Origin of the sequence: Prevotella lacticifex, from assembly GCF_019973375.1 — a bacterium.
GTDB classification, from domain to species: Bacteria; Bacteroidota; Bacteroidia; order Bacteroidales; family Bacteroidaceae; genus Prevotella; species Prevotella lacticifex.
In genome coordinates this window covers 453,852-474,182 of the sequence record NZ_BPTV01000002.1, presented here as the reverse complement: position 1 = coordinate 474,182, position 20,331 = coordinate 453,852, and the positions used below count along the sequence as shown (strand labels likewise).

Sequence of the window (20,331 nt, the reverse complement as noted above, 5' to 3'; positions counted from 1 at the left end):
TCGCCTTTTATGAAAAATCCGGAAGGCTTGACCGATGTTTTCTTTACGGTTTTAAAGTATTATTGGTGAACAGTCCGAAGAGCTCGGCATCTATCTGGTCGATAATCTTTCCCAAGTCCTTGGCGTTATGCTCAAAGTCGAGTCCGCTGTTGTCGATGATGAGCTTCTGTGCAGGATACTCGTTGAGCACAAAGTCGTCGTAGAGCTTGTTCAGACTCTCCAAGTAGTCGATGGGCATCTTCCGCTCGTAGTCGCGGCCCCGCTTGTCGATGTTTGCCACGAGACTCTTCAGCGGTGTGCGCAGATAAACGAGCAGCCGCGGGTAGTCGACCCTTAGCATCATCGACTCATAGAGTTCCATGTATGTGTCGAAATCTCTGTCGTCGAGATTCCCCATTATGTGATTGTTTCGTGCGAAGACGTATACGCCCTCGAATATCGTACGGTCCTGTACGATGTCCTTTGCCGACTGCTTTATCTCGAGCATGTCGCGGAACCGCTCCTTGAGGTAGAACACCTCCATGGGGAACGCCCACCGGTTGATGTCGCTGTAGTAGTCGGCGAGATACGGGTTGTCGGTCACCGTCTCGTAGCGGGGCTCCCATCCGTAGTGTCTCGCCAAGAGACGTGTCAGGGTGGTCTTCCCGCTTCCGATGTTTCCTGCTATTGCTATATGCATCGTGTTATCCGAGGTATTTCATGAGAATCCGTGCGTTGCCGCTCTGGCGTATCTTCTCGATGCTCTTTTCCCTTATCTGTCTGACGCGCTCGCGGGTCAGACCCACCTCGGCACCTATCTCCTCGAGACCTTTCTCGTGGCATCCGATGCCGAAGCACTGCTTGACAATCTTCAGCTCGCGGTCCTTGAGCACCTTCTTCAGCACGTCGTCGAGGTCGGAGGCCATCGACTCGTATTCCACCGTCTTGTCGGTACGGCTGTCCTCACCCGATGCGAGCATGTCGCTCATCGAGTTTGTGTCGTCGTCGGAGAATGGGGCATCGATACTCATGTGATGACCGTCGGCGTTCTGACTCTGCCGTATCTTCAGTTCGTCGATACCGGTAATCTCGCTGAGCTCATGGATTGACGGGCGACGGCCGTTCTTCTGTACGAACTCCGCTGTCACCTTATTTATCTGGCTCATGGCACCCACCTGGTTCAGTGGCAGACGCACGATGCGGCTCTGCTCGGCAATGGCCTGCAGGATGCTCTGGCGTATCCACCACACGGCGTAAGAGATGAACTTGAAACCACGTGTCTCGTCGAATTTCTCGGCTGCCTTCACCAGTCCTATGTTTCCCTCGTCGATAAGGTCGGTGAGCGAGAGACCCTGGTGCTGGTACTGCTTGGCAACACTGACAACGAAACGCAGGTTGGCCTTGATGAGTTTCTCCTTGGCACGCTCTCCTTTGGCACCTCCCTTGTGGATAGTCTGGGCGAGCTCTATCTCCTCCTCGAGGCTGACCATCGGCTCGCGGCCTATTTCTACAAGGTATTTATCCAGTGCCTCACTGGAACGGTTGGTGATGCTCTTCTGAATTTTTAGCTGTCTCATTCTTCTCCTTTAAATTAGCAAACATAGGCCGTCAGTGCCCTTTTGCTGAGGCACAGACGACTCCGCAATGCTGTTAATATCGTGTTGATGCGTACGTATAAAAATGTATATGCTTTCGAAAGCATCTGCAAAGATACAACATTTTTTCCGGAAAAGCAAATTTTTCGGCAACTATTTTTTTATTTTTTTTATTCCTCGCTGTTGTCGATGAACGGCTGTATGTCCTTCAGCGGAATCGTAAATGTCGGTGTACCAATGGCATACGGCCCGATTTCGTATTCCTGATAGACAAATTTCACGCCGTCGGCGGTGAGGTACGGATTCGTAGATGGCAGCGGTATCTGACCGTCGCTGATGAACGTGTCGCTCTTTAGCAGGTCGTCGATGGTCGTCTCGGCCCCGTTGTCGCGGAGGTATGTTGCCAGACCCTCGCGGAGCAACGGCTGCATGGCGTCGACTTTCGAGAGGTCGAGGTTGATGACGATGCGCTTGCCGTCGCTCTTGCGGAACGTCGTGCCCTCTATCCAGTAGAGTCCGTGGGCACCGCCCTCATACTGGTAGCAGCCGGCCTCGTAGCTCACTATCGAGTCGTTCTCGCTCGTACGGCGTATATGGCCCTGGTCGGTCATATACATTTCCGTCCCTCCGTAATCCTTTGTCAGCGACCGGTAGATGTCCTGCATATCGGCGAGGATATGCTCCGAGTGGAAGTCGACAAGGGCCTTGCCGTCCTTCAGGTCGCCGCTGTACTCGGCGGGCCGCGGACTGCCGTCGCCGTCGAGGCGGGCCATATAGAACGACTTCACCTCCGTGGCGATATAAGCGCGCACACTGTCGACAAGGGCCTCAGGACCCGCCGTCGGGTAGTCGACGGTCAGTTCCACACTGCATTTCGCGTCGCTCGGGGCGCGGCTGATGGAGTCGGTGACGAGCGTGTCGCCGTTCGTGAGCAGCATCATGCTGCAAAGGATTTCAGCAATCATATTCTATGGTATTTGTTAATGGTTATTTCGCAGCAGACCGGGGTGCAGGCCCGCAGGGTCAGAATTTCAGCTTCTTGATGATCTCGTCCATCTTCTGCTTCGTCTCGATGCGCGTAGGCACGAGGGGCAGCCGTAACACGTTCTCTATCATGCCCATATCGTTGAGCAGAGCCTTCACACCGGCGGGGTTGCCGTCGACGAAGAGGAGCTTATAGAGCTCGGTGAACTGATGGTGGATTTTCAGTGCTGCGGCATACTCGTTGTTGAATTCCAGACGGATCATGCGCGAGAAAGCTTTTGGCAGGGCGTTGCCGATGACCGAGATGACACCTACGGCACCGCTGGCAATCATCGGGAACGTCAGTGCGTCGTCGCCGCTGATAACCTCGAAATGGCGGGGTTTGTTCTTGATAATCTCGTCGACCTGTTCCAGCGATCCCGATGCCTCCTTTATGGCTACGACATTCTGGAAGTCGTTGGCGATGCGAACGGTGGTCTGGGCTTTCATGTTTACGCCCGTCCGCCCCGGCACATTATACATCACCACCGGCAGCTTACTGGCCTGGGCGATGGCCTTAAAGTGCTGATACAGACCTTCCTGAGAGGGCTTGTTGTAGTATGGACAGATACTGAGGATGCCGTCGACACCCACCCAGTCGGTGCTCTCGATCTCCTCCACAACGGCACGCGTATTGTTGCCGCCACAATATTTAAGTATTGGCACGCGGCCGTGGTTCACACTGATGATTACATCTGTTATCCTGTCCTTCTCTTCCTTCGTCAGGCATGGGGCCTCACCCGTCGTCGCAAGGATGCACAGGAAGTCGGCACCATTCTCTATCTGGTACTCGACAAGACGCTCCAAGGCTTCGTAGTCTACCTCGCCGTCACCTCTCATTGGGGTGATAAGGGCTATGCCCAACCCGTGAAAAATATTTTCCATTTGTTCCCTCTGTTATTGTTCCTTATCTTATTTGTTGTATATAATAGCCGTTGCAAAAATAATATTATTAATTCAATAATCAAAATATTGGAGCATAAAAATTTTGCGGATTAAAACAAATGCATTAAATTTGCAAGAGTTTAACAACAAAAAATTAAAAAAGGAAAAAACAATGCGATTAAAAAATTTTATCATCTCTGTTGTGGCCGTAGCTTCGCTGGCTTTGGCCATGGCATCGTGCAGCGACGACGACAAAGACAAGGTGCAGTTCACTGTAGCCACACCGGCGGAGCGCGCCGCCGCCTTTGCTAACCTCACGAAAAACGGTACATCGGGCACGGCACAGGTCTACACCCAGTTCTACTACGATATCGACACCCTCAAGGCGCATGTCGACTGGCATTTCACCAACGATACCACAGTGGTCTTCGAGAATGTCGCCGACAGCATCTTCGGACGCGTCTTCTCGCCGATGAGCGCCAACGAGTTGCGCTATGCCGTCAATGCGGGCTCACCGTCGTTGACGACCGTCACGGGCCATCTCACGTATTTCATGCAGGAGGGCACACCGTATATCGTCCTCAGCCCTGAGGGCAGCGCCTTCAGCATTCCCTATAGTGGTAAGACTCAGGACTTTACGCCGCTCTTCGCCATCTCCAACCAGGGCGTATCGCTCGACGATAGCGGCAAGTTGTCGTTCTACCTCTGCTATGCAGCTTATAAGCTCGGCTCTCAGGTGGTACAGCTTAATCCGTCCTACTGGCTGATGTTCAGATAGTTGATCTGCCGCGCCTGTTTTGCAATCGAATGAATGTAACGCCTTGATAATTAGCGTGTTGCTGCATCCGTCCGCCGTAGGGGTGGGGTTTATCCCCACCCTCGCAGCTGCGGGGTATTTGCTTTAATTTCTTGGTTACTCGCCGCGCCTCGCGCTAATGGCTGCCTTCATGCGGTCGTAACCGTACTGGAGGAGCAGTGGCACGCCGACACCTGCAATGGTATATGCTATCCAGAACAGGTCGTCGGCGTGTTCGTGTATGGTCATGTGACCGGCTAAACGCTCCCACGGCATGTCGTAGTAGAGTATCTTCACCACGCTCACCACCTTGTAGGCCACGATGTGTAAGACAAAGACTATCAGCGTGTTATTGCCGCAGTAGATGAGGAAACGGCGGACGACGTTTCTGGCTTTGAGAGCATCGAGTCTACAGCTGATGTCGTAGGTCAGGAGAAACCCGCAGAGTGCTGGCAGGGGCAGTGCCGCCACCTTTGCTGCCGTAGGACTGATGCTCATCGCCGCCGGATCGTAGATGGCAAAGAGGAGCACCGCCACAGCCATCGCCACATCGGCCATGACCGCGAGCCACGGCCGTCGGCATACGGCATCGCGGGCACTGTTGAGAACGGGGCGCAGGAGGAATCCCACCCCGAAGAAGAAACAGCCCATGAGGTCGCGGGAACCACCCTGCACGAGGGTCGGAATCTTCAGATGGTCAGCATCTTTCCACAGACAAAGGGCGAAGAGCAGACCGCAGACAACGGCTCCGACGATAGTGGCCGGACGCGTGCGCCGCAGCAGGCGGTCGTGGCGCGCCATTGCCACCAACGGCCTGTGCGTCAGCTGGGCAGCGGCGGCCATCACGGTCTTATATAATAATAGGTATAGGATGGAGGCGACGAAGAGGGCGCGGAAGAACCAGAACGCACCGGCGAGGAACTCGTCGTAGCCGCCCATGGCGAAGATGATATTCCACAGCCGCTGCTCGGCCTCGTGCCACTGGTAGGGATGGGTGACACCACCTGCCACATTGCCGTAGTGCTCGCTGAGGAGACCGACATCGAACATCACGTTGTGGAGGACGAGAAAGAGCACCGACCACTTCACGAACGGTACGTAGAGACCTTTCAGACGGCGGCCGACGAATGTGCCCTCGTCGTGAAGGTAGCGCAGGGAGAAGAAGTAACCGGCGCAGATGAAGAACAGGGGCATGTGAAACTCGAAGATGAAGCTGTTCAGCAGTCCGTGGCCGTCGGTGTGGGCCACCACCACGAGGATGATGCCAATGGCTTTGGCTATGGTTATTCGGTTGTCGCGACGCATGGGTTCTTTCGTTTCGTGGCTTATCCGAAGAGGGCTCGCAGGGCCTCCTCGACTTTTCTGACGGGATGGATGGTGATATCGAATTTCGACGCGTCGAGACCCTGCATATTGTATTTCGGGATGATAATATGACTGAAACCGAGCTTCGACGCCTCGGCGATGCGTTGCACGATGCGGTCGACGGGGCGCACCTCACCGCTGAGGCCCACCTCACCGCACATGCACCACCCGCTTTCTATGGGGGTGTCGACATTGCTCGACAGGACGGCGGCGATGACGCTGAGGTCCATGGCCATATCGGTGACACGCAGGCCGCCGGCGATATTCAGGAATACGTCTTTCTGCATGAGCTTAAAGCCGACGCGCTTCTCGAGGACAGCCAAAAGCATGTTCAGCCGCCGCTGGTCGAAACCCGTAGCCGACCGCTGGGGGGTGCCGTAAGCCGCCGACGACACCAGGGCCTGCGTCTCGACGAGGAACGGACGGATACCCTCGATGGCACTCGAGATGGCTATCCCCGACAAGCCCTCATGGTCCTGAGTGAGAAGGAGTTCCGACGGATTACTGACCTGCCGCAGCCCCCCCGACTGCATCTCGTAGATGCCGAGTTCGCTCGTCGACCCGAAGCGGTTTTTTATGCATCGCAGGATGCGGTACATATAGTGCTGGTCGCCCTCAAACTGGATGACGGTATCGACGATATGCTCGAGAATCTTCGGTCCGGCGAGGGTACCCTCCTTATTGATATGTCCGATGAGGATTACCGGCACACCGCTCGTCTTGGCAAAACGGAGTAGGGCGGAGGCACACTCGCGCACCTGACTGATGCTGCCCGGCGACGACTCCACGCTGCTCGTGGCAATGGTCTGGATGGAGTCGATGACGACAATCTGCGGCTCTATCTTCTTGATATTCTCGAAGATAGTCTCAAGGGAGGTCTCGCTGAGCAGGAGCATGTGGTCACCGGCCGATTGAGGGGCGGCGGCAGTAGGGCCCTGGGCTGTCGGCGGCTGTGTGCCCTGACCGTCGGCGAGGCGCTCGGCGCGCATCTTTATCTGATGGGGACTCTCCTCGCCGCTAACGTAGAGGACGCGCTCGCGGAGGCGGAGGACGGTCTGGAGGATAAGCGTGCTCTTGCCGATGCCGGGTTCACCCCCGAGGAGGACGATGCTCCCTGGGACGAGACCGCCACCGAGGACACGGTTCAGCTCACCGTCGAGCATGTCGATACGGGGCTCGTCGGCTGCGGGAATCTCACTGAGACGGTACGGACGGTTAGCCTGACGGCCGCCGACACTCGTGAACGACGCTGCTGCCGTCAGCGCGGCGTCCCTCCTGCTGCTGAGGCCCACGGGCTGGTTAGCAGCCACGCGAATCTCCTTAAAAGTGTTCCACTGACCGCAGTTAGGGCATTTCCCAATCCATTTCGGCGAGTCGTACCCGCAGTTCTCACAAACGTATGCTATCTTGTCTTTTGCCATTTCGTTGTCTGGTTTTGTCCTCCTTTTTTATGTCCTATCTTTCCTTTCTTCTGTTTCCTCCTTTTTTGCTTCCTCCCTTTTAGCTTGTTTCCTCCTTTTCTCTATCGCAAAGTTAATAAAATCTCCTTCCTTTTCCAAATTTTCCGCCCCCTTTTTTCAATGTAGCCAGCCCTCTCCGCGCTTCGCTGCCTCGTTTCTCCTCTCTCTTGGCTGTGCTGTTAAGTGCGGCGAATTATAATTCGCCGAACCCGACAACAGAGCCCAGAGACGGGCCAACGGGCAGCCCAGAGCAAGGCCCACGGGCAGCCTAAAGCCGGGCCCACGGACAGCCAGAGCCGAGCGCTGGGCAGCGCAGAGAAGAGCCCACGGGCAGCCAAAGCCGGGCCTCAGCAGCCCCGGCTCCTCAGCCCTCCATCTTTATATACCCCTCCCTCTCCTTCACGAAGTCGATGAGGCGGCGGAAGGTTGGGTTCTTCTCCAACAGCGGGGCATGGCCGACCATCACAAGATGCTCCTCGGCGCGCGTCATGGCCACGTTGAGCTTGCGGTCGATGACGGTGCCGTCGGACTCCTCGTATACGTTGCTGGTCAGGAAGTTGAGCTGATAGTACTCCTGGACGGTGAACCCATAGATGATATACTTTCGCTGACTGCCCTGGAAACGCTCCACCGTGTCGATAGTGATATTGTGGAGGATGTCGATGCCGTAGCGGTCGATGAGTTTTCGCACCGTTGCCGTCTGGTTGCGGTACGGCACGATGACACCCACTGTCTCGTCGGCGTCGAAGGTGGCTTTCTCGATGTCGTAGATGCGGCGGACGAGACCAGCGATAATCTCGGCTTCGATGATGTTCACCTTGTCGGAGGTCGTCGTCGCCGGTTTGGCGGCATCGATGAACGCCACACGCCGTGTCAGCAGCATGTCGGTGAGCAGGTCGCCGCTGTTGCCGTGTTCGGGCAGCGTAGCCTCCTGATGCGCCAACGGCACCGCCTTCAGCTGTCCGTGGTAGAAGGCGATATTCGGGAACTCCGCTATCGCCGGGTGCATGCGTCCCTGATGGTCGAGCATCGCCACCACGTCACCGTTGTCATGGTAGCGGCGTAAGAGCCTTTCGAACAGCGAGTTACGGCAGTCGGTGAGCATGATGGCGCGCAGCTCAGGCTCCTCCACCGCCGATGTTGCCGCCGACTGCTGGACGACCGCTGGCAGCTGTTTCTCGTCGCCAATCATCACGAACTTTCGTATCGCCGCCCGACCCTCGTGTTGCGCGCTGAGGATGCCCATCAGATGGGGCTCGAGAATCTGCGACGCCTCGTCGATGATGGCCAGGTCGAACTGCTTTATTTCGAAGAGGTTGAGGTGTGAGCTTATGGCCGTCGTCGTTCCCACGAACACGCGGCTGCTGACAATCATCTGCCGTGCCTCGGCGATGTTTGCCGTCTGCTCTATCTTCCTGCTGATGAGGTTGTTGGCGTAGGCTTCCTGTGCTGTTGTCTCACCCCCGATGCGTATGAAGTCGATGCCGGCGCCTTTCAGCTTACTGCATATCTCGTCGACGGCACGGTTGGTGTACGACATCAGCAGTACGGTGCTGCCGTCCTCGCAGAGCTCCTCCTTCAGCGTGTTCAGCAGTCCGAACGATGTCTTTCCAGTTCCCGGCGGACCGATGATAAGGAAGAAGTCGCGGGCCCTCTTCACCTTCAGCATCATAGTGTTGAAACTGCCGTAATCGCCTTTCAGCTTGCGACTTACGTCGACTTTTGGCTCACGCTCGAAGAGCAGCAGGTCGCGTCGCTCCTTAGGGGCTGTGAGGAGGGAGAACATGCCCTGATAGAGTCCGCTGAACGATGCCTCCATGAAGTCGTGCTCGATGGCCCACACGCGGCCGCGGTTGTAGTCGAAGAGGCGGCGGTCGGCCTGCGGGTGGCGGAGGGTGAGCACGAGACGGTTGTCCTTAGTGATGTCGCGAATCTTGCAGCGCACCACAGGACCGGCGGTGGCATCGGGCTCGCGGTCACGGTCGTAAGGGTAGAGGATGACGATGTCGCCCTGCCGGAAGTTCGACATATCGCAGTCGATGTCGTCGCCGTAGGCCAGCGTTACCTCGTCAATCTCGCCCTCCGTAGTGCTGTCGGGTTTCACGAGCGTCAGATTGTCGTAGATGTTTCCCGCTAACCGCTTGGCGTCGAGCGAGTCATACCATGTTGAGGCGAATCCCGAACACTCCTTTGTCTTGTTGCCGAGCTTGGCCATGACGTGCTCGTTGCTGATAAACTCCATGAACCGGAAGAAATAGCTGCGCTCCAAGGCGCTCGCGTTGTGGATGACATCGAGGATGCCGTCGATGCGGGGACGTTCCCAGTCGTTCCACAGCCTGTCGCCGACACCTTTCATATTCAGTTTCTCGGCCGACAGCTCATCGTAGACGCGGTAGCCGCCGTGACGGGCGAGGGCGAGCTCGCGGGCCACGATGCCGTTGCGGATTCGCATGGCCTCGAAGGCACGCTCGGGAACCATCGTCACGCGCAGCATGCTCTGCTCGTATTTCGAGTACATCAGCATTGGCGTCAGCGACGCGTCGGAGCCCCGTTGCCGGTAGTTGAAACGGAAGAGAAGCATATACAGCAGCAGCTGCGCAAAGTGGCTGTCGGTCATACGGGGGAAGACGAAGTGGTCGTAGGGAAACGCGCCGTTGCCCGATTTCTGCTCCACGAGGAAGTGGTAGTCCATCTGCAGGAAGTCCATACGTCCCTGGATACCGAGCATCGGCGAGAAGAACGACGGCTCGACGATACCCTCCCAGGCGTTGAAGTCGCCGACCACGCGTGGCAGTGTCTCGCTGACGGCTTTATGGATATGTGCGGCCTGCCACGCCGCCTCGTCGTGGAAGTTCCAACCGGGTTTAGCCTTCGCCGTGAGCATGCTTAACGCGTTGGCACTGAAGAACTTCCGCACGCTCGCCGCATAGCGCCGGCGGTCGAGGTGGCCGTCGCGGATGCAGCTCTTCCCCGCCAGTTCCTCGTCGAGGAGCTGTCCGGCGAAGTTTCCGAGGATTATCGGCCAGTTGTCGGGCGAGGGCTCAATCTTGTTTATCAGTTCCACCTCCGGCGCGTCGGCATAATGGGTCATACAGCGGGCTATCGTCGTGACATTGACGAGATAGTCGGGCTCGAAGATTATCATTTCTGGCCGGAGGATGCCGTCGCTGTCGGCATGAGGACGGATGAGGTTCAGCTGCGACCCACGGCGGAAGAGGTCGCGGAGGTAGCCCCAGTCGGTGGGAAAGGTGGGGTGGGTGGCGGTGTAGGCAACCTTACTGTAGCCGTCGGTGCTGTAGCCGTCGATGACGCCGTAGACGTAATCGTCGTCCCATGCCGCCACAATCATCCGCATGCTCGCCGTGAGGGCGCGCGCGGGAGCCACCGTGCCGTCGTCGGCGGGAAACAGACTGATGAGTACCTCGGGGATTGTGGTGTCGTCGACGAAGGCAATAAACTGGCACAGTGCTTTGAGGTCGTGGCCGGCGGTGGCACGCAGACGGCTCTCGCTCTCGTCGTAGCTCTTCCTTATCCTCACACGGGCGTCGTTGGCGGCACGCCGCAGCCACCATTTGGCACCGTGCTCCTTCAGGAGGTAGTCCATCTTTGCGAACGGACCTGCGAAGGTTATCTCCGTCAGCGCCGTGCGGGCATCGAGAAAGCGCCACAGCACATGGCCGTAGCGACGGTACACGCGCCTGATGTCGCTCGTGTCGGCCATCGTCATTATCAGCTCATCGAAGAACGACGCCGCATCTTCCGGGGCGTAGCGGTTGGCATCGGCCGTGAAGCGGGTGCCGTTGTCCACGTGGCTGCTGCGGTTTCCCTCCTCTTCGTTATTCTTTTCCATTCGTTTCTATAGTCTATTTTCCCCCAAAGGTACTGCTTTTTCTTCGCTCTCGCAATAGCCGCGCCAGGTTTTTTATTTTTCCCCGGGGGCTGCAGCCGCTATAGCCTCTATAGCTTCTATAGCTCCTTATGCTCCTTTCTTCCGAGCTGTAAATTTCTTTACATCCTCCCCATCCTTCCCATTTCGTCCTCCGAAACGGCCCGTTTCGTAATCTCATTCGGCCTGTTTTGGATCTTGAAACGGCTCGTTTCGCAACGCAAAACGGCATACCTCGCTATCACGTTGATAATCAGTGCGGTGCGATAGCAGTTTCCTCCATAGCCGTCCTCTGAAAAATTTTTACAGCTTTCGTCCGTTCGCTATCGTTGTGCTCCTCCGCCGTATCTGCGCTCCGCCCTCTCCTCACTCAATAATCTTACCTAATCGCCGCTTAATTTGTAAAGTTTTATTCTTTTCTGTGCACTATCTTTTCACAACAGTGTTAATAGTTCGTAAAACCGAGGGGTAACTGTTAAAATACCCCACGTAAAACTTGCATTTGCCCTATGAAATTTATTATCTTTGCATTCGTAATCTGATGAAAGTCATCGGAGACTGAAAACGAAACTCTATTAAATTATGAATTCAATTAATATCAGGAAAGACACAACAAAATCGCTGGATTCCGGGTTCGAGGTTTCAGCGTGTGCCGGGAGTGAAACCTCCCGGTACTTTTCCTCTGAGAATCACTATCGCAACGTTGCCGACCTCACCGCTAAGGAGTTGGCGGCCGAGCGCGAGAAGGTCCTGCATGGTATCTACTCCGTCTTCGACCGCATCATGACCGCCGACGGGCCATCGGCAAGGGCGTGGTCGGGAACGATGATTGACCTCATAGAACTCGTCCATATCGTATGGATGTCGCAACGCTACACCGACCGGCGCGGGCATGCGATGCGGTTCATCGACATGGTGCGACATGTGTTCATCGTCCTCCACTGCCATCCCGTCGCCAATCCATACAACTTTGTGCGGCGCGCAGCCAACAGGAAGGGCATCACAGGCACCTCCGTCATCAACCGCTACCTCGCCCTCGCCGTCAACGCCGGCATACGAAACCCCATGGCCCTCGATATGAAGGAGTAGGTGGCACCCCGCAGCCCCGCTCTCAGCTTGCCCGCAGCCTCTTTCTCGTCTTGCCCGCAGCCTCTCTCTCGTCTGCGCCGTCGAGTTCGGCGAATTACAATTCGCCGTCCCCACCATCCCCCCCGGTTCCGGCAGCCCGCTCTAAGTGCACCACCGCGTGTGTCCTTTTACTGCGGGCTTGTGTTCATTTTTGCTCTATCCTTAACGCATTTGAAACATCTTTGGTTAAAGTTATTTAAAATTACCACCCCTCCTTTGTGTTCAATAAAGAAACTTCATATCTTTGCAGTAGTAAAACTTTGGCAAAACAAGGGATTTCGGAATCCTTTGAAGTTTATGTAGTTAAGTTCTTTTCTGGGGGGAAAGTAGCGGTCTCCGTAATCCCGACAGGTTAGAGAGTTTGAGTCGAATATATACATTATATAAAATACAGGTTATGATTACAATGAATACCATCATAAAACAGGTTCTTCCGCTTTTCCCGTTGGTAGGTATGCCTGTCTATTCAGTTTTGACTGTCTCGTCTTTCATGCCAAGTAATAGTAATTTGAAGTATTCGTCATCTCTGTAACCAAACGCTTTCCTCTTCAACACTTTCACCTTGTTGTTTGTCCCCTCAAGAACCGCATTGGTCATTTTGCAGTCATACCATGCGAGTATTCCAGTTCTTTTCGCCAGTAGCGTATTAGCCACTTTAATCATAGCCGTCAGTTTGCTTTCTCTTGCTCTGGCGCACCAGTACTCAAGTTGCTCTTCTCCTTCAGCCTTGCTTTTCTGCATCCATATTTGGCATAAGTCCTCCTTCAGATAGTATGCCTCAAAGAGAGGCTTGTTCGTATTCAGAATATTGTCAAAACGTTTTCTTGACTCCTCATCGAACTTGTCCAATGACTTTGACAGCAGCATCCATCTCGTGCCCTTTATTAGCTTTCTCTTCTCTATGTCATTTTCCTGATTCCATACGCTGCGGCGAACTTTGTCAACAGCGTCGTTGACGAGTTCTACGACATGGAACTTGTCATATACATGCTTGGCCTGAGGAGCATTCTGTGCCACAGATGAAATGTAGGCGGCAGACATGTCAGAGGTAACGAGTTCTATCTTGATATTATTGCGCTTAACCTTTTTCCAAAACGCTGTAAGAGAGTCACTTCCTTTGCCGTCACCCACATGTATTATCCGTCCTGTATCAAGGTCTACGACGATGGTCTTATATACATGACCCTTCCTGACGGCAAACTCATCTATTCCAATCTTCGTTACTTTTGATATGTCAGGATGGGAATATTTCTTTTTGAGATAATCCTTGTGTATGTCCTTTACCATATCCCAGCCAACGCCAAGATGCTTCGCAACGTCTGTAATGGTGCCACCAAGCCTTAGCAAGTCCAATACATAACGCTGAAATCTGTATGTATAACTGACATTTCCGCGGGTGAAAGGTATGTCTGACTGATGAACCTTTCCACACGCCTTACACTGGTATCTCTGGACTGTAAGATAAAGGAACGTCCTCTTGCTGCCTATAGGAAGGTTGTGTATCATGCGGTGAATAACACCATACCGTATAACTTCAGTACAACCACAATGAGGGCAAGTCACTTTTTTTATTGGAATACTTTTGAGTTTTAGAATACGGTTCTTTCATTTAAATTTAGACTGACATGGCATGATTGTTGCTCAGTCTCCGCTTTACCGCAGAAATGCTATTTGTAGTAAAGGTCTGATGACCAATGGATAAAGTATCCCCTACCCAAGCTGGATGTAGCTTAGGGCTTATTATATATCCCTCAAAATTAACGACCTCTACAGACTGAGAAGAGAAATAGCATAGGCCAAGCTGTTCTTGGCGTAAGATGCAATGGCTGAGAACTTGACTTTAAAGAGTTCTTTCCTCTTTCTGATGGTCTCTGGCAGGTGCTTTTTGGAGGCTATGGTGTAGATGATATAAACAAGCTTCTGGATCGAGTCCAAGTTTCTGGCCGACTTTGTTTCTTTTCTCTTTGTGCGGTCCTGGCGCATTCTTGCATCCAGCGTCCAATGGAGATTGTTCTCGATTCCCCAGTGCATGCGGCTGATTCGATCCAAAGTCTGTGCCCTTTCTTCCAAACTGGTTATATAGTACCTCGTCTGTTTTTGTTCCGTTCCGCTTTTCTTTTCAATCGTATGCGTGTCTATGGCAATCACAGCCTTGACATTGAGGAATTTTTCAAGCGCCTTGATACCGGATATGTCTGAATATACACGGCATCGGCGTTGGTACAGCCTCCCGTGGGCAAGTTCCCACTCCGTCTTCCATTCGTCGTTAGGATGCAGCGTAGGCACAGCGTCCTCTACCGACCATCTTGCTGCTTTCTGGTTGGCTTTCAGCGCAATAAGATAGTCAGCTCCCTTCCCGACGATGCCTTTGATGATAGAACTTTGGCACGACATGGCATCCGCAGTTATAACGCATCCATTCATGTAGTCAGCCCGCTCTATGATTTTGGGCACAGCCTTTATCTCATTGCTTTTCACCTCACACATTTCAGTGTCAAGCGGCAACCGGTCGGTCACGCTGAAAGCAGTCACAACATCAGGAGAGCGTCCGTCGCCAATTTTCGTACCCAGCATGAACTTGCCGTCAATTGCAATGTGCCGTCTGTTTGCTCCATCATGCTCCGACACGTATTTTCGTGATAATGTCGAAACCAAAGAGGCCAAAGTAATGTCGTCGATTCCACCTTCCATCCTGCAAAGTGTGGGCTCGGACGGACATCCCTTAGCAAGAATGCCGAGGTGGTCTTGCAAGTAGCTCAAATGGATCGTTCCAAAGGCCACAATGTCCTTGCGAGTCTCGCAGCCGCATGCCCTGGCCAAAATAACCAGCAGAAGCATGTCGGACAACTTGTGTTTACAGTTGCCTTTGTTCATCCTACGATAATCTGGTACTGAGTGGATAAAATTTAACAAATCTCGGCTCAGCAAATGCGGTTTTTCAACCGCCAAACTCTTAATCCCTTATAGGGAAGAAAAAGTTGCATCCGAGATGATAAAAGTGCGTAATTGTTTGGTTATTAGCTAATTATTTTGTATCTTTGCAGTGTAAAAAGAAGAGGGGGCACAAAGTGCACTAATCGCACAAATACCATAAACCCCCTCTTCAAAAATAAAAATATATGACAAAAGGTATTAAGAGCCTGGCGGTTGAGAAACCGCCTTCGGGCGTTTGTGCCTATCGTCACATTCATTTAAACGGATTACATTGTGACATATTGTCTTCTATGTCGGCTTAAATGAAAGAGCCCTTAGTTTTAGAATAATTGAGTTATCTTTGTACTCAGTAGCGTGGTAATGATAACTGCGGTCTATACCGAAACCATGATATAAGAAGCTTAGTTCCATGTGCTATATATTTGATTTGTGGTGAATACAAATATATAAACGGAATTAGGCTTCTTTTTGTATTTAGGACCTACAAAAATCGGTCCTACCAACGAGAAAAGCGGAAGAACCATAAAACATCGCATAGCAGTGCTCTGCTTTGTGGCTCTCATGTTTCAGGTCGCCATGAGGGCGCAGCAGTTCGCCGTGGGGAATAATCTTGTCTATTCCGCCACAATGACACCCAATCTCAGTCTTGAGACACGCCTCGACAGTTCGTGGACTCTCGGTATCGCCGGCGGTTTCCGTCCATGGCCCACCGACGACACGGCACAGCGCAAGTACCGCCACTTCAGCGTCGACCTCTATGGCCGCAAGTGGACGGAAGGAACACCGTGGCGAGGATGGTACTACGGTTACGATGCACTGTGGGTGCACTATAACCTCTCCAACCTCAAGATGAGATACTTTGGAATGTTCGGCGACGCTCGCCACCACCGCATCCAGGGCAACGTCATCGGCGTGGGATCCTTCGGCGGATATGCCTGGGACCTCGGCAGCGGATTCGGCATTGACGTGCAGGGAGGTGCCGACCTCGCGTGGACCCACTACCGGATGTACGACTGCGTACACTGCGGCAGTCCCGTGGCGCGAAAGAACCGCGTCTACCTCCTGCCAAAGGTTGCCGTCGACGTCAGCTGGCGGTTCTGATAACAACACAAACCTTCCGCCGGCAATAAGGCGGAAGAAAGCATAATAGTCGAGAATATATTATTTCAACATTTAAATCTTTAAGTTATGAAGAGAAATCTATTTTTTATTGGGATGGGAGCCATGGTGCTCGCAACCCCGCTCTTCCTTTCCTCTTGCTCGTCGTCGGATGATATCGCTGATAATCCCGGCAATACTACCGGCGAGGCTGTCAAGACGTCCTTCACCTTATCCGTCGGCCTACCCGGCGGTTCAAGCTCCAATGCCAAGCCGTCGACGAGAATGAGCGATACAGAGGTGCAGAGTACGGGTAACTTCCGCGGTATCGACAACATCAACCTCATTCCGTTTGCCAAGACATCGGCAATTGCCAGTACAGATGTTCGTCTCGGTAGTAACATCACATTGCCTTCATCGGCTACTAATGGTCAAAACAACGTTTATGAGAGCTCTGCCGCTAAGGGTACCGACCATGCTACCGTCTATGCCAACGTCAGCGTTCCAGTAGGTACTGCTTCATTCCTCTTCTATGGTAAGGCTATCGACAACACAGCTGCTACGGCAATCACATCAGATGCTGACAAGCATAAGTTCGGTACGCTGACTTCAGAAGGCCTTACCGGCGAGCCCGCAGCTATCAAGTTCTCGCCGGTTCAGATCTACACTGCCGGAAAAGCCGATGATAAGGCTACCACTTTGGCCGATTATCTGACATCGATTGCAAGCACAAAGATTACAGTCGATGGTGCTGATGTCGCTTGGAGTGCTACCGATAACGCTAACAACACTATCTATCCTCTCTATCAGCAGTTTATAAAGATTGAGACAGGTTCAAGTGCCAGCGTGCGTGCTGCCCTTCAGACCATCTACGAGAGCTTGAAGAATAACACCGACGCTATGTCGAAGGCTGTCATTACTTCAATTAAAGCTAAGGCTTCTGTATCTGATGATGGCGTCGTTACACTGAATGAAGCTCTTCAGGGTTTCCCGGGCAACCTCTCTACTCCTATCCCTGACGGTTGCGCTCTCGTGAAGTGGAATACCACAAATAATAAGTTTGAGGCTAACCTCAGCGGAACATCCACAAGCGGACAGATGACGCAGAGGCCTGCCGACCTGGTTTATCCTGCAAACCTGCAGTACTATGCCAATACGACACTGAAGACATCGGATACAGATCAGAGCAGCGCTTATGATGGCTCCAACACATGGACACGGATTCTTGAAAAGTACACCACCGGTACTGCTGTCGGTCCTACCACACGCAGTGTCGCTCTGAAAGATCAGATTCAGTATGCCGTGGGCCGTCTCGACGTGACCGTGAAGGCTGGTGCATCTACACTCAACGATCGTGAGGGCAAGGCTATCAGCCTTACTAATGGCTCTAAACCGAGCTTCCCAATCAGCGCCGTTCTCGTGGGTGGACAGAAGCAGGTGGTCTATGACTTCACTCCGACAACAACTACTGATGCTAAGGAATATACCATTTACGACAATGCCGTACCTGCAGCATGGGGCACTACCGGTGTAGCTACTGATCCTTCTACTGTTAACCACACGCTCGTTCTCGCCAATGCAGCAAGCACCTCTGTGAACATCGCTGTTGAGTTCACAAACAACTCTGGCACTGAGTTCGTGGGTAAGGATGGTATCATCGGTAAAGGTGCCAAGTTCTATCTCCTCGCTACCCTCGACCCGTCATCAGCAACGGAAACAGAAAAGGCAAAAACTGGTTCTCAGGTATTTAAGCAGGACTTCACTACAACGGCTAAGTTGACCATCAATACCAATACGGGCACTACATCAGGTGGCTCTACCGTCTATGACAAGGGTCTTGCCAATGCTTACAATGTTCTTCCTGACCTGCGTACCCCGAAGCTCTCGCTCGGTATGAGCGTTGACCTTAACTGGCAGACAGGTATGACATTCGAAGAGGAATTCAAATAATAAATAAAATTTTGATGTAGGGGTAATCGGCTTATCCAACATGAATAAAAAGGATGCCCCTACATCAAAATTCTCTCTTTATCAATTTTTTATTATGACACGACAATTCAAGTTCTGGGCCACGGCCCTGCTCCTTCTGCTCACGATGCAGAGCTGCTCTTATATTGATGACGACCGCTCAGACTGCGAGAACACTTACTCGCTGACCTATCAGCTGGAGGTGGTCAGCAATATCAACATGCAACTCAGTGAACAGCTGAAAGTGGATGCTGGGTCCATGACCTTGAAGACGCTCGACAAATACTTCCAGTCGGTTCTCCAGCCCACGACAACGGAGGCACGACTCGGATTCTATCCCATCGGTGGTAATCCGATATTCTTCAACCGTGACATCGAGGGACAGCGTACGGCTTTCTCCATCGCCATTCCAGCCAACAACTATCGCCATATCGCGGTGATAGGACAGAGCGACCCGTCGATATTCCTCACCGACTCTGCCAAGGCCTCGACAGTCCGACTGACACAGTTCCTCCGTGATACCGTCGACAGCCATGTCCAGGCGGTGATGGCCGGAACACTCGATATGAATGTCCTCGGCAATCAGAACCAGAGCTGGCAGGTAGACCTCTATCCTGCCGATGCCGGGGTCGCCGTGGTGATGAAACGCAACGCGAAGGTACAGCGGCTGCGCGTATTCCTCGCCGACCTCGCCACGAGTTTCACTCCCGACGACAGCACATGGCACTGGGACCACGCATCACTGGTGAGGACCGTGCCCGTCGACGTCAGCGGTACCGACTCGACAGCCTACTGCGGGGTGGCCTTCCCGTCGCATGCCGCTACGACAGCCGCCAAGGCCCTCGTCCCCGCCGCTACCCGTGCTGACGACAACGCCCTATGGCATGTCGTCATCCTCGCCGATATGCCCGACGGTACCGTCACACGCACCGTCCTCTCGCTCTCCGATGCCCTCCGCGCCGGTGACATACGCGTCATCCGCGTACGTGTCAACGACAACGGTGGCATCTCCACCACCGACAGCAATGTCGGCGCCAGCGTCACCCTTGACTGGAAAAAGGGCGGTGAGTATAATCCGGAACTGTAGAAGGGGCTCTCCGATAAAGGGGAAACTCTGAGGTCTTAATATTATCGAATACTTTTTACAGACATGAAAATAAGGCACATCATACATCGGATTACTGTCAGTGGCCTCTCTCTTACCTTTTTATGGGGGACAGGAGCGGTACTTCTATTAACGGTACTCTTCTTCTCTTCCTGCTCATCGTCCGACACCGATGACGTAGCCACCACCCGTATGCCGGTAAACCTTTATATTCCGGCTACCGATGCCAGCCTCGTCAGTACGACAACGGATGCAAGGGCTACAAGAACTTACGGTGATCCGGGAACGTATGAGAAATTCAAATTGCCAACCTGGTCGTATATCTATATCATTACGAAAGACAAAAACGGAAATGATTATGTTACGCTTTCTTCCACACAACTAAAGGGAACATGGAAGAAAGAACGCTATCAGGGTGCCCTCGCTACTGCTAACGACTCTGTATACCGCTATGAGGGATACATCGACGTCTATCTGCCCGACTACCGTCAGCCGGTAGGTGCCGTCTATGCGGCCCTGTCGGCCGTGGAACTGCCAGGTCTGACCAAGGGCAACGAGAGTACCGTCAACGCCCTCAAGACGGCCGACATAGTGGATCAGCAGTTCACCATGAGCGATGATATTCAGAAGGAAATACAAAATATTTATTCCACACCATATAACTATAAAATAAACAGCACCTATTATGGTACGTTGAACAATATGAACACGGTGAACCCGTCGATAAACATCGTGCTCTATCATATCGCCTCGAAACTCGACATTCAGTGGAATGTAGCAACCGACATCCAGTCGTCGGTGAAGCTGACAAATATCACACTGAAAACACCGCAGCCGCAGAAGTGCTTTATTTTCAAGCCATTAGAGAATACGGCTACAGATACTCACTCTGAAAGTATACAACTCGATGCTGGCAGCCAATGGTACGGACGCGACTATAGATATGTGATTCCGGTGACAGACGATAACAGTCATTACAAGTTCTCGCTGACAATGTCGAATAATGAGTCCACAAAAACGAATGACATTGATGCCGGCAGCATCGATAAAAGTCAGCCATTCGTTCCATGGATGCTCGGGACGGTGACGGTGAAAACGTCGTGGTGATA

15 protein-coding genes are annotated in these 20,331 nt (G+C 53.1%); 6 read left to right on the top strand and 9 right to left on the bottom strand.

The window, feature by feature from the left end; all coding sequences use genetic code 11:
* Positions 1–43: 43 nt before the first annotated feature.
* The 4 genes from LDN30_RS12385 to dapA form a co-directional block, all read right to left on the bottom strand.
* The gene (locus tag LDN30_RS12385; RefSeq protein ID WP_223927580.1) at positions 44–679 is read right to left on the bottom strand and encodes a deoxynucleoside kinase; all 636 of its coding nucleotides are present in this window, start codon (positions 677–679) and stop codon (positions 44–46) included.
* 4 nt (positions 680–683) lie between these two features.
* Positions 684–1,556 carry a sigma-70 family RNA polymerase sigma factor gene (locus LDN30_RS12380; protein WP_223927582.1) on the bottom strand — a complete coding sequence of 291 codons (873 nt, stop codon included), beginning with the start codon at positions 1,554–1,556 and terminating at the stop codon, positions 684–686.
* 188 nt (positions 1,557–1,744) lie between these two features.
* The gene (locus LDN30_RS12375; protein ID WP_223927584.1) at positions 1,745–2,539 is read right to left on the bottom strand and encodes an RsiV family protein; all 795 of its coding nucleotides are present in this window, start codon (positions 2,537–2,539) and stop codon (positions 1,745–1,747) included.
* A gap of 58 nt (positions 2,540–2,597) precedes the next feature.
* Positions 2,598–3,482 carry a 4-hydroxy-tetrahydrodipicolinate synthase gene (gene dapA, locus LDN30_RS12370; RefSeq protein WP_223927586.1) on the bottom strand — a complete coding sequence of 295 codons (885 nt, stop codon included), beginning with the start codon at positions 3,480–3,482 and terminating at the stop codon, positions 2,598–2,600.
* 172 nt (positions 3,483–3,654) lie between these two features.
* Between dapA and LDN30_RS12365 the strand changes: the two genes are divergently transcribed.
* Positions 3,655–4,260: a hypothetical protein gene (locus tag LDN30_RS12365; RefSeq protein WP_223927588.1), complete on the top strand. Its 606-nt coding sequence runs from the start codon at positions 3,655–3,657 to the stop codon at positions 4,258–4,260.
* A gap of 135 nt (positions 4,261–4,395) precedes the next feature.
* Here the strand turns inward: LDN30_RS12365 and LDN30_RS12360 are convergent, their stop codons facing one another.
* The 3 genes from LDN30_RS12360 to LDN30_RS12350 form a co-directional block, all read right to left on the bottom strand.
* A complete protein-coding gene (locus LDN30_RS12360) occupies positions 4,396–5,583 on the bottom strand; it encodes an acyltransferase family protein (RefSeq protein WP_223929674.1) in 1,188 nt (395 codons plus the stop codon).
* A 20-nt stretch (positions 5,584–5,603) separates the two neighbouring features.
* The gene (radA, locus tag LDN30_RS12355; protein WP_223929673.1) at positions 5,604–7,064 is read right to left on the bottom strand and encodes a DNA repair protein RadA; all 1,461 of its coding nucleotides are present in this window, start codon (positions 7,062–7,064) and stop codon (positions 5,604–5,606) included.
* Between the two features lie 403 nt (positions 7,065–7,467).
* Positions 7,468–10,953, bottom strand: coding sequence for an ATP-dependent helicase (locus LDN30_RS12350; protein ID WP_223929672.1), 3,486 nt, complete (start codon positions 10,951–10,953; stop codon positions 7,468–7,470).
* 618 nt (positions 10,954–11,571) lie between these two features.
* Between LDN30_RS12350 and LDN30_RS12345 the strand changes: the two genes are divergently transcribed.
* Positions 11,572–12,078 (top strand): hypothetical protein, encoded by a 507-nt coding sequence (locus tag LDN30_RS12345; RefSeq protein WP_223929671.1) that lies wholly within the window; start codon positions 11,572–11,574, stop codon positions 12,076–12,078.
* A 501-nt stretch (positions 12,079–12,579) separates the two neighbouring features.
* On the opposite strand, the gene LDN30_RS12340 is transcribed toward LDN30_RS12345, so the two are convergent.
* On the bottom strand, positions 12,580–13,680 hold the full coding sequence (locus LDN30_RS12340; protein ID WP_223927597.1) for an ISL3 family transposase: 1,101 nt from the start codon (positions 13,678–13,680) through the stop codon (positions 12,580–12,582).
* A 204-nt stretch (positions 13,681–13,884) separates the two neighbouring features.
* Complete coding sequence (locus LDN30_RS12335; protein ID WP_223925317.1) at positions 13,885–15,030, bottom strand: ISAs1 family transposase; 1,146 nt, start codon at positions 15,028–15,030, stop codon at positions 13,885–13,887.
* Between the two features lie 489 nt (positions 15,031–15,519).
* On the opposite strand from LDN30_RS12335, the gene LDN30_RS12330 reads away from it, so the two are divergent.
* The 4 genes from LDN30_RS12330 (at position 15,520) to LDN30_RS12315 (ending at position 20,329) form a co-directional block, all read left to right on the top strand.
* The gene (locus LDN30_RS12330; RefSeq protein WP_223927599.1) at positions 15,520–16,152 is read left to right on the top strand and encodes a DUF3575 domain-containing protein; all 633 of its coding nucleotides are present in this window, start codon (positions 15,520–15,522) and stop codon (positions 16,150–16,152) included.
* A gap of 87 nt (positions 16,153–16,239) precedes the next feature.
* Entirely contained in the window at positions 16,240–18,099 is a 1,860-nt protein-coding gene (locus LDN30_RS12325; protein WP_223929670.1) for a hypothetical protein, read from the top strand.
* 94 nt (positions 18,100–18,193) lie between these two features.
* On the top strand, positions 18,194–19,204 hold the full coding sequence (locus tag LDN30_RS12320) for a Rossmann-fold NAD(P)-binding domain-containing protein (protein WP_223927603.1): 1,011 nt from the start codon (positions 18,194–18,196) through the stop codon (positions 19,202–19,204).
* Positions 19,205–19,267: 63 nt separating this feature from the next.
* Entirely contained in the window at positions 19,268–20,329 is a 1,062-nt protein-coding gene (locus LDN30_RS12315) for a hypothetical protein (RefSeq protein WP_223927605.1), read from the top strand.
* Positions 20,330–20,331: the final 2 nt, after the last annotated feature.

Excerpts from the sequence above, each read along its gene's own strand:
- LDN30_RS12360 (WP_223929674.1), bottom strand. The coding sequence starts at position 5,583 with ATGCGTCGCGACAACCGAATAACCATAGCCAAAGCCATTGGCATCATC.
- dapA (WP_223927586.1), bottom strand. The coding sequence starts at position 3,482 with ATGGAAAATATTTTTCACGGGTTGGGCATAGCCCTTATCACCCCAATG.
- LDN30_RS12315 (WP_223927605.1), top strand. The coding sequence starts at position 19,268 with ATGAAAATAAGGCACATCATACATCGGATTACTGTCAGTGGCCTCTCT.
- radA (WP_223929673.1), bottom strand. The coding sequence starts at position 7,064 with ATGGCAAAAGACAAGATAGCATACGTTTGTGAGAACTGCGGGTACGAC.
- LDN30_RS12380 (WP_223927582.1), bottom strand. The coding sequence starts at position 1,556 with ATGAGACAGCTAAAAATTCAGAAGAGCATCACCAACCGTTCCAGTGAG.
- LDN30_RS12350 (WP_223929672.1), bottom strand. The coding sequence starts at position 10,953 with ATGGAAAAGAATAACGAAGAGGAGGGAAACCGCAGCAGCCACGTGGAC.
- LDN30_RS12385 (WP_223927580.1), bottom strand. The coding sequence starts at position 679 with ATGCATATAGCAATAGCAGGAAACATCGGAAGCGGGAAGACCACCCTG.
- LDN30_RS12345 (WP_223929671.1), top strand. The coding sequence starts at position 11,572 with ATGAATTCAATTAATATCAGGAAAGACACAACAAAATCGCTGGATTCC.
- LDN30_RS12375 (WP_223927584.1), bottom strand. The coding sequence starts at position 2,539 with ATGATTGCTGAAATCCTTTGCAGCATGATGCTGCTCACGAACGGCGAC.
- LDN30_RS12320 (WP_223927603.1), top strand. The coding sequence starts at position 18,194 with ATGACACGACAATTCAAGTTCTGGGCCACGGCCCTGCTCCTTCTGCTC.
- LDN30_RS12325 (WP_223929670.1), top strand. The coding sequence starts at position 16,240 with ATGAAGAGAAATCTATTTTTTATTGGGATGGGAGCCATGGTGCTCGCA.
- LDN30_RS12365 (WP_223927588.1), top strand. The coding sequence starts at position 3,655 with ATGCGATTAAAAAATTTTATCATCTCTGTTGTGGCCGTAGCTTCGCTG.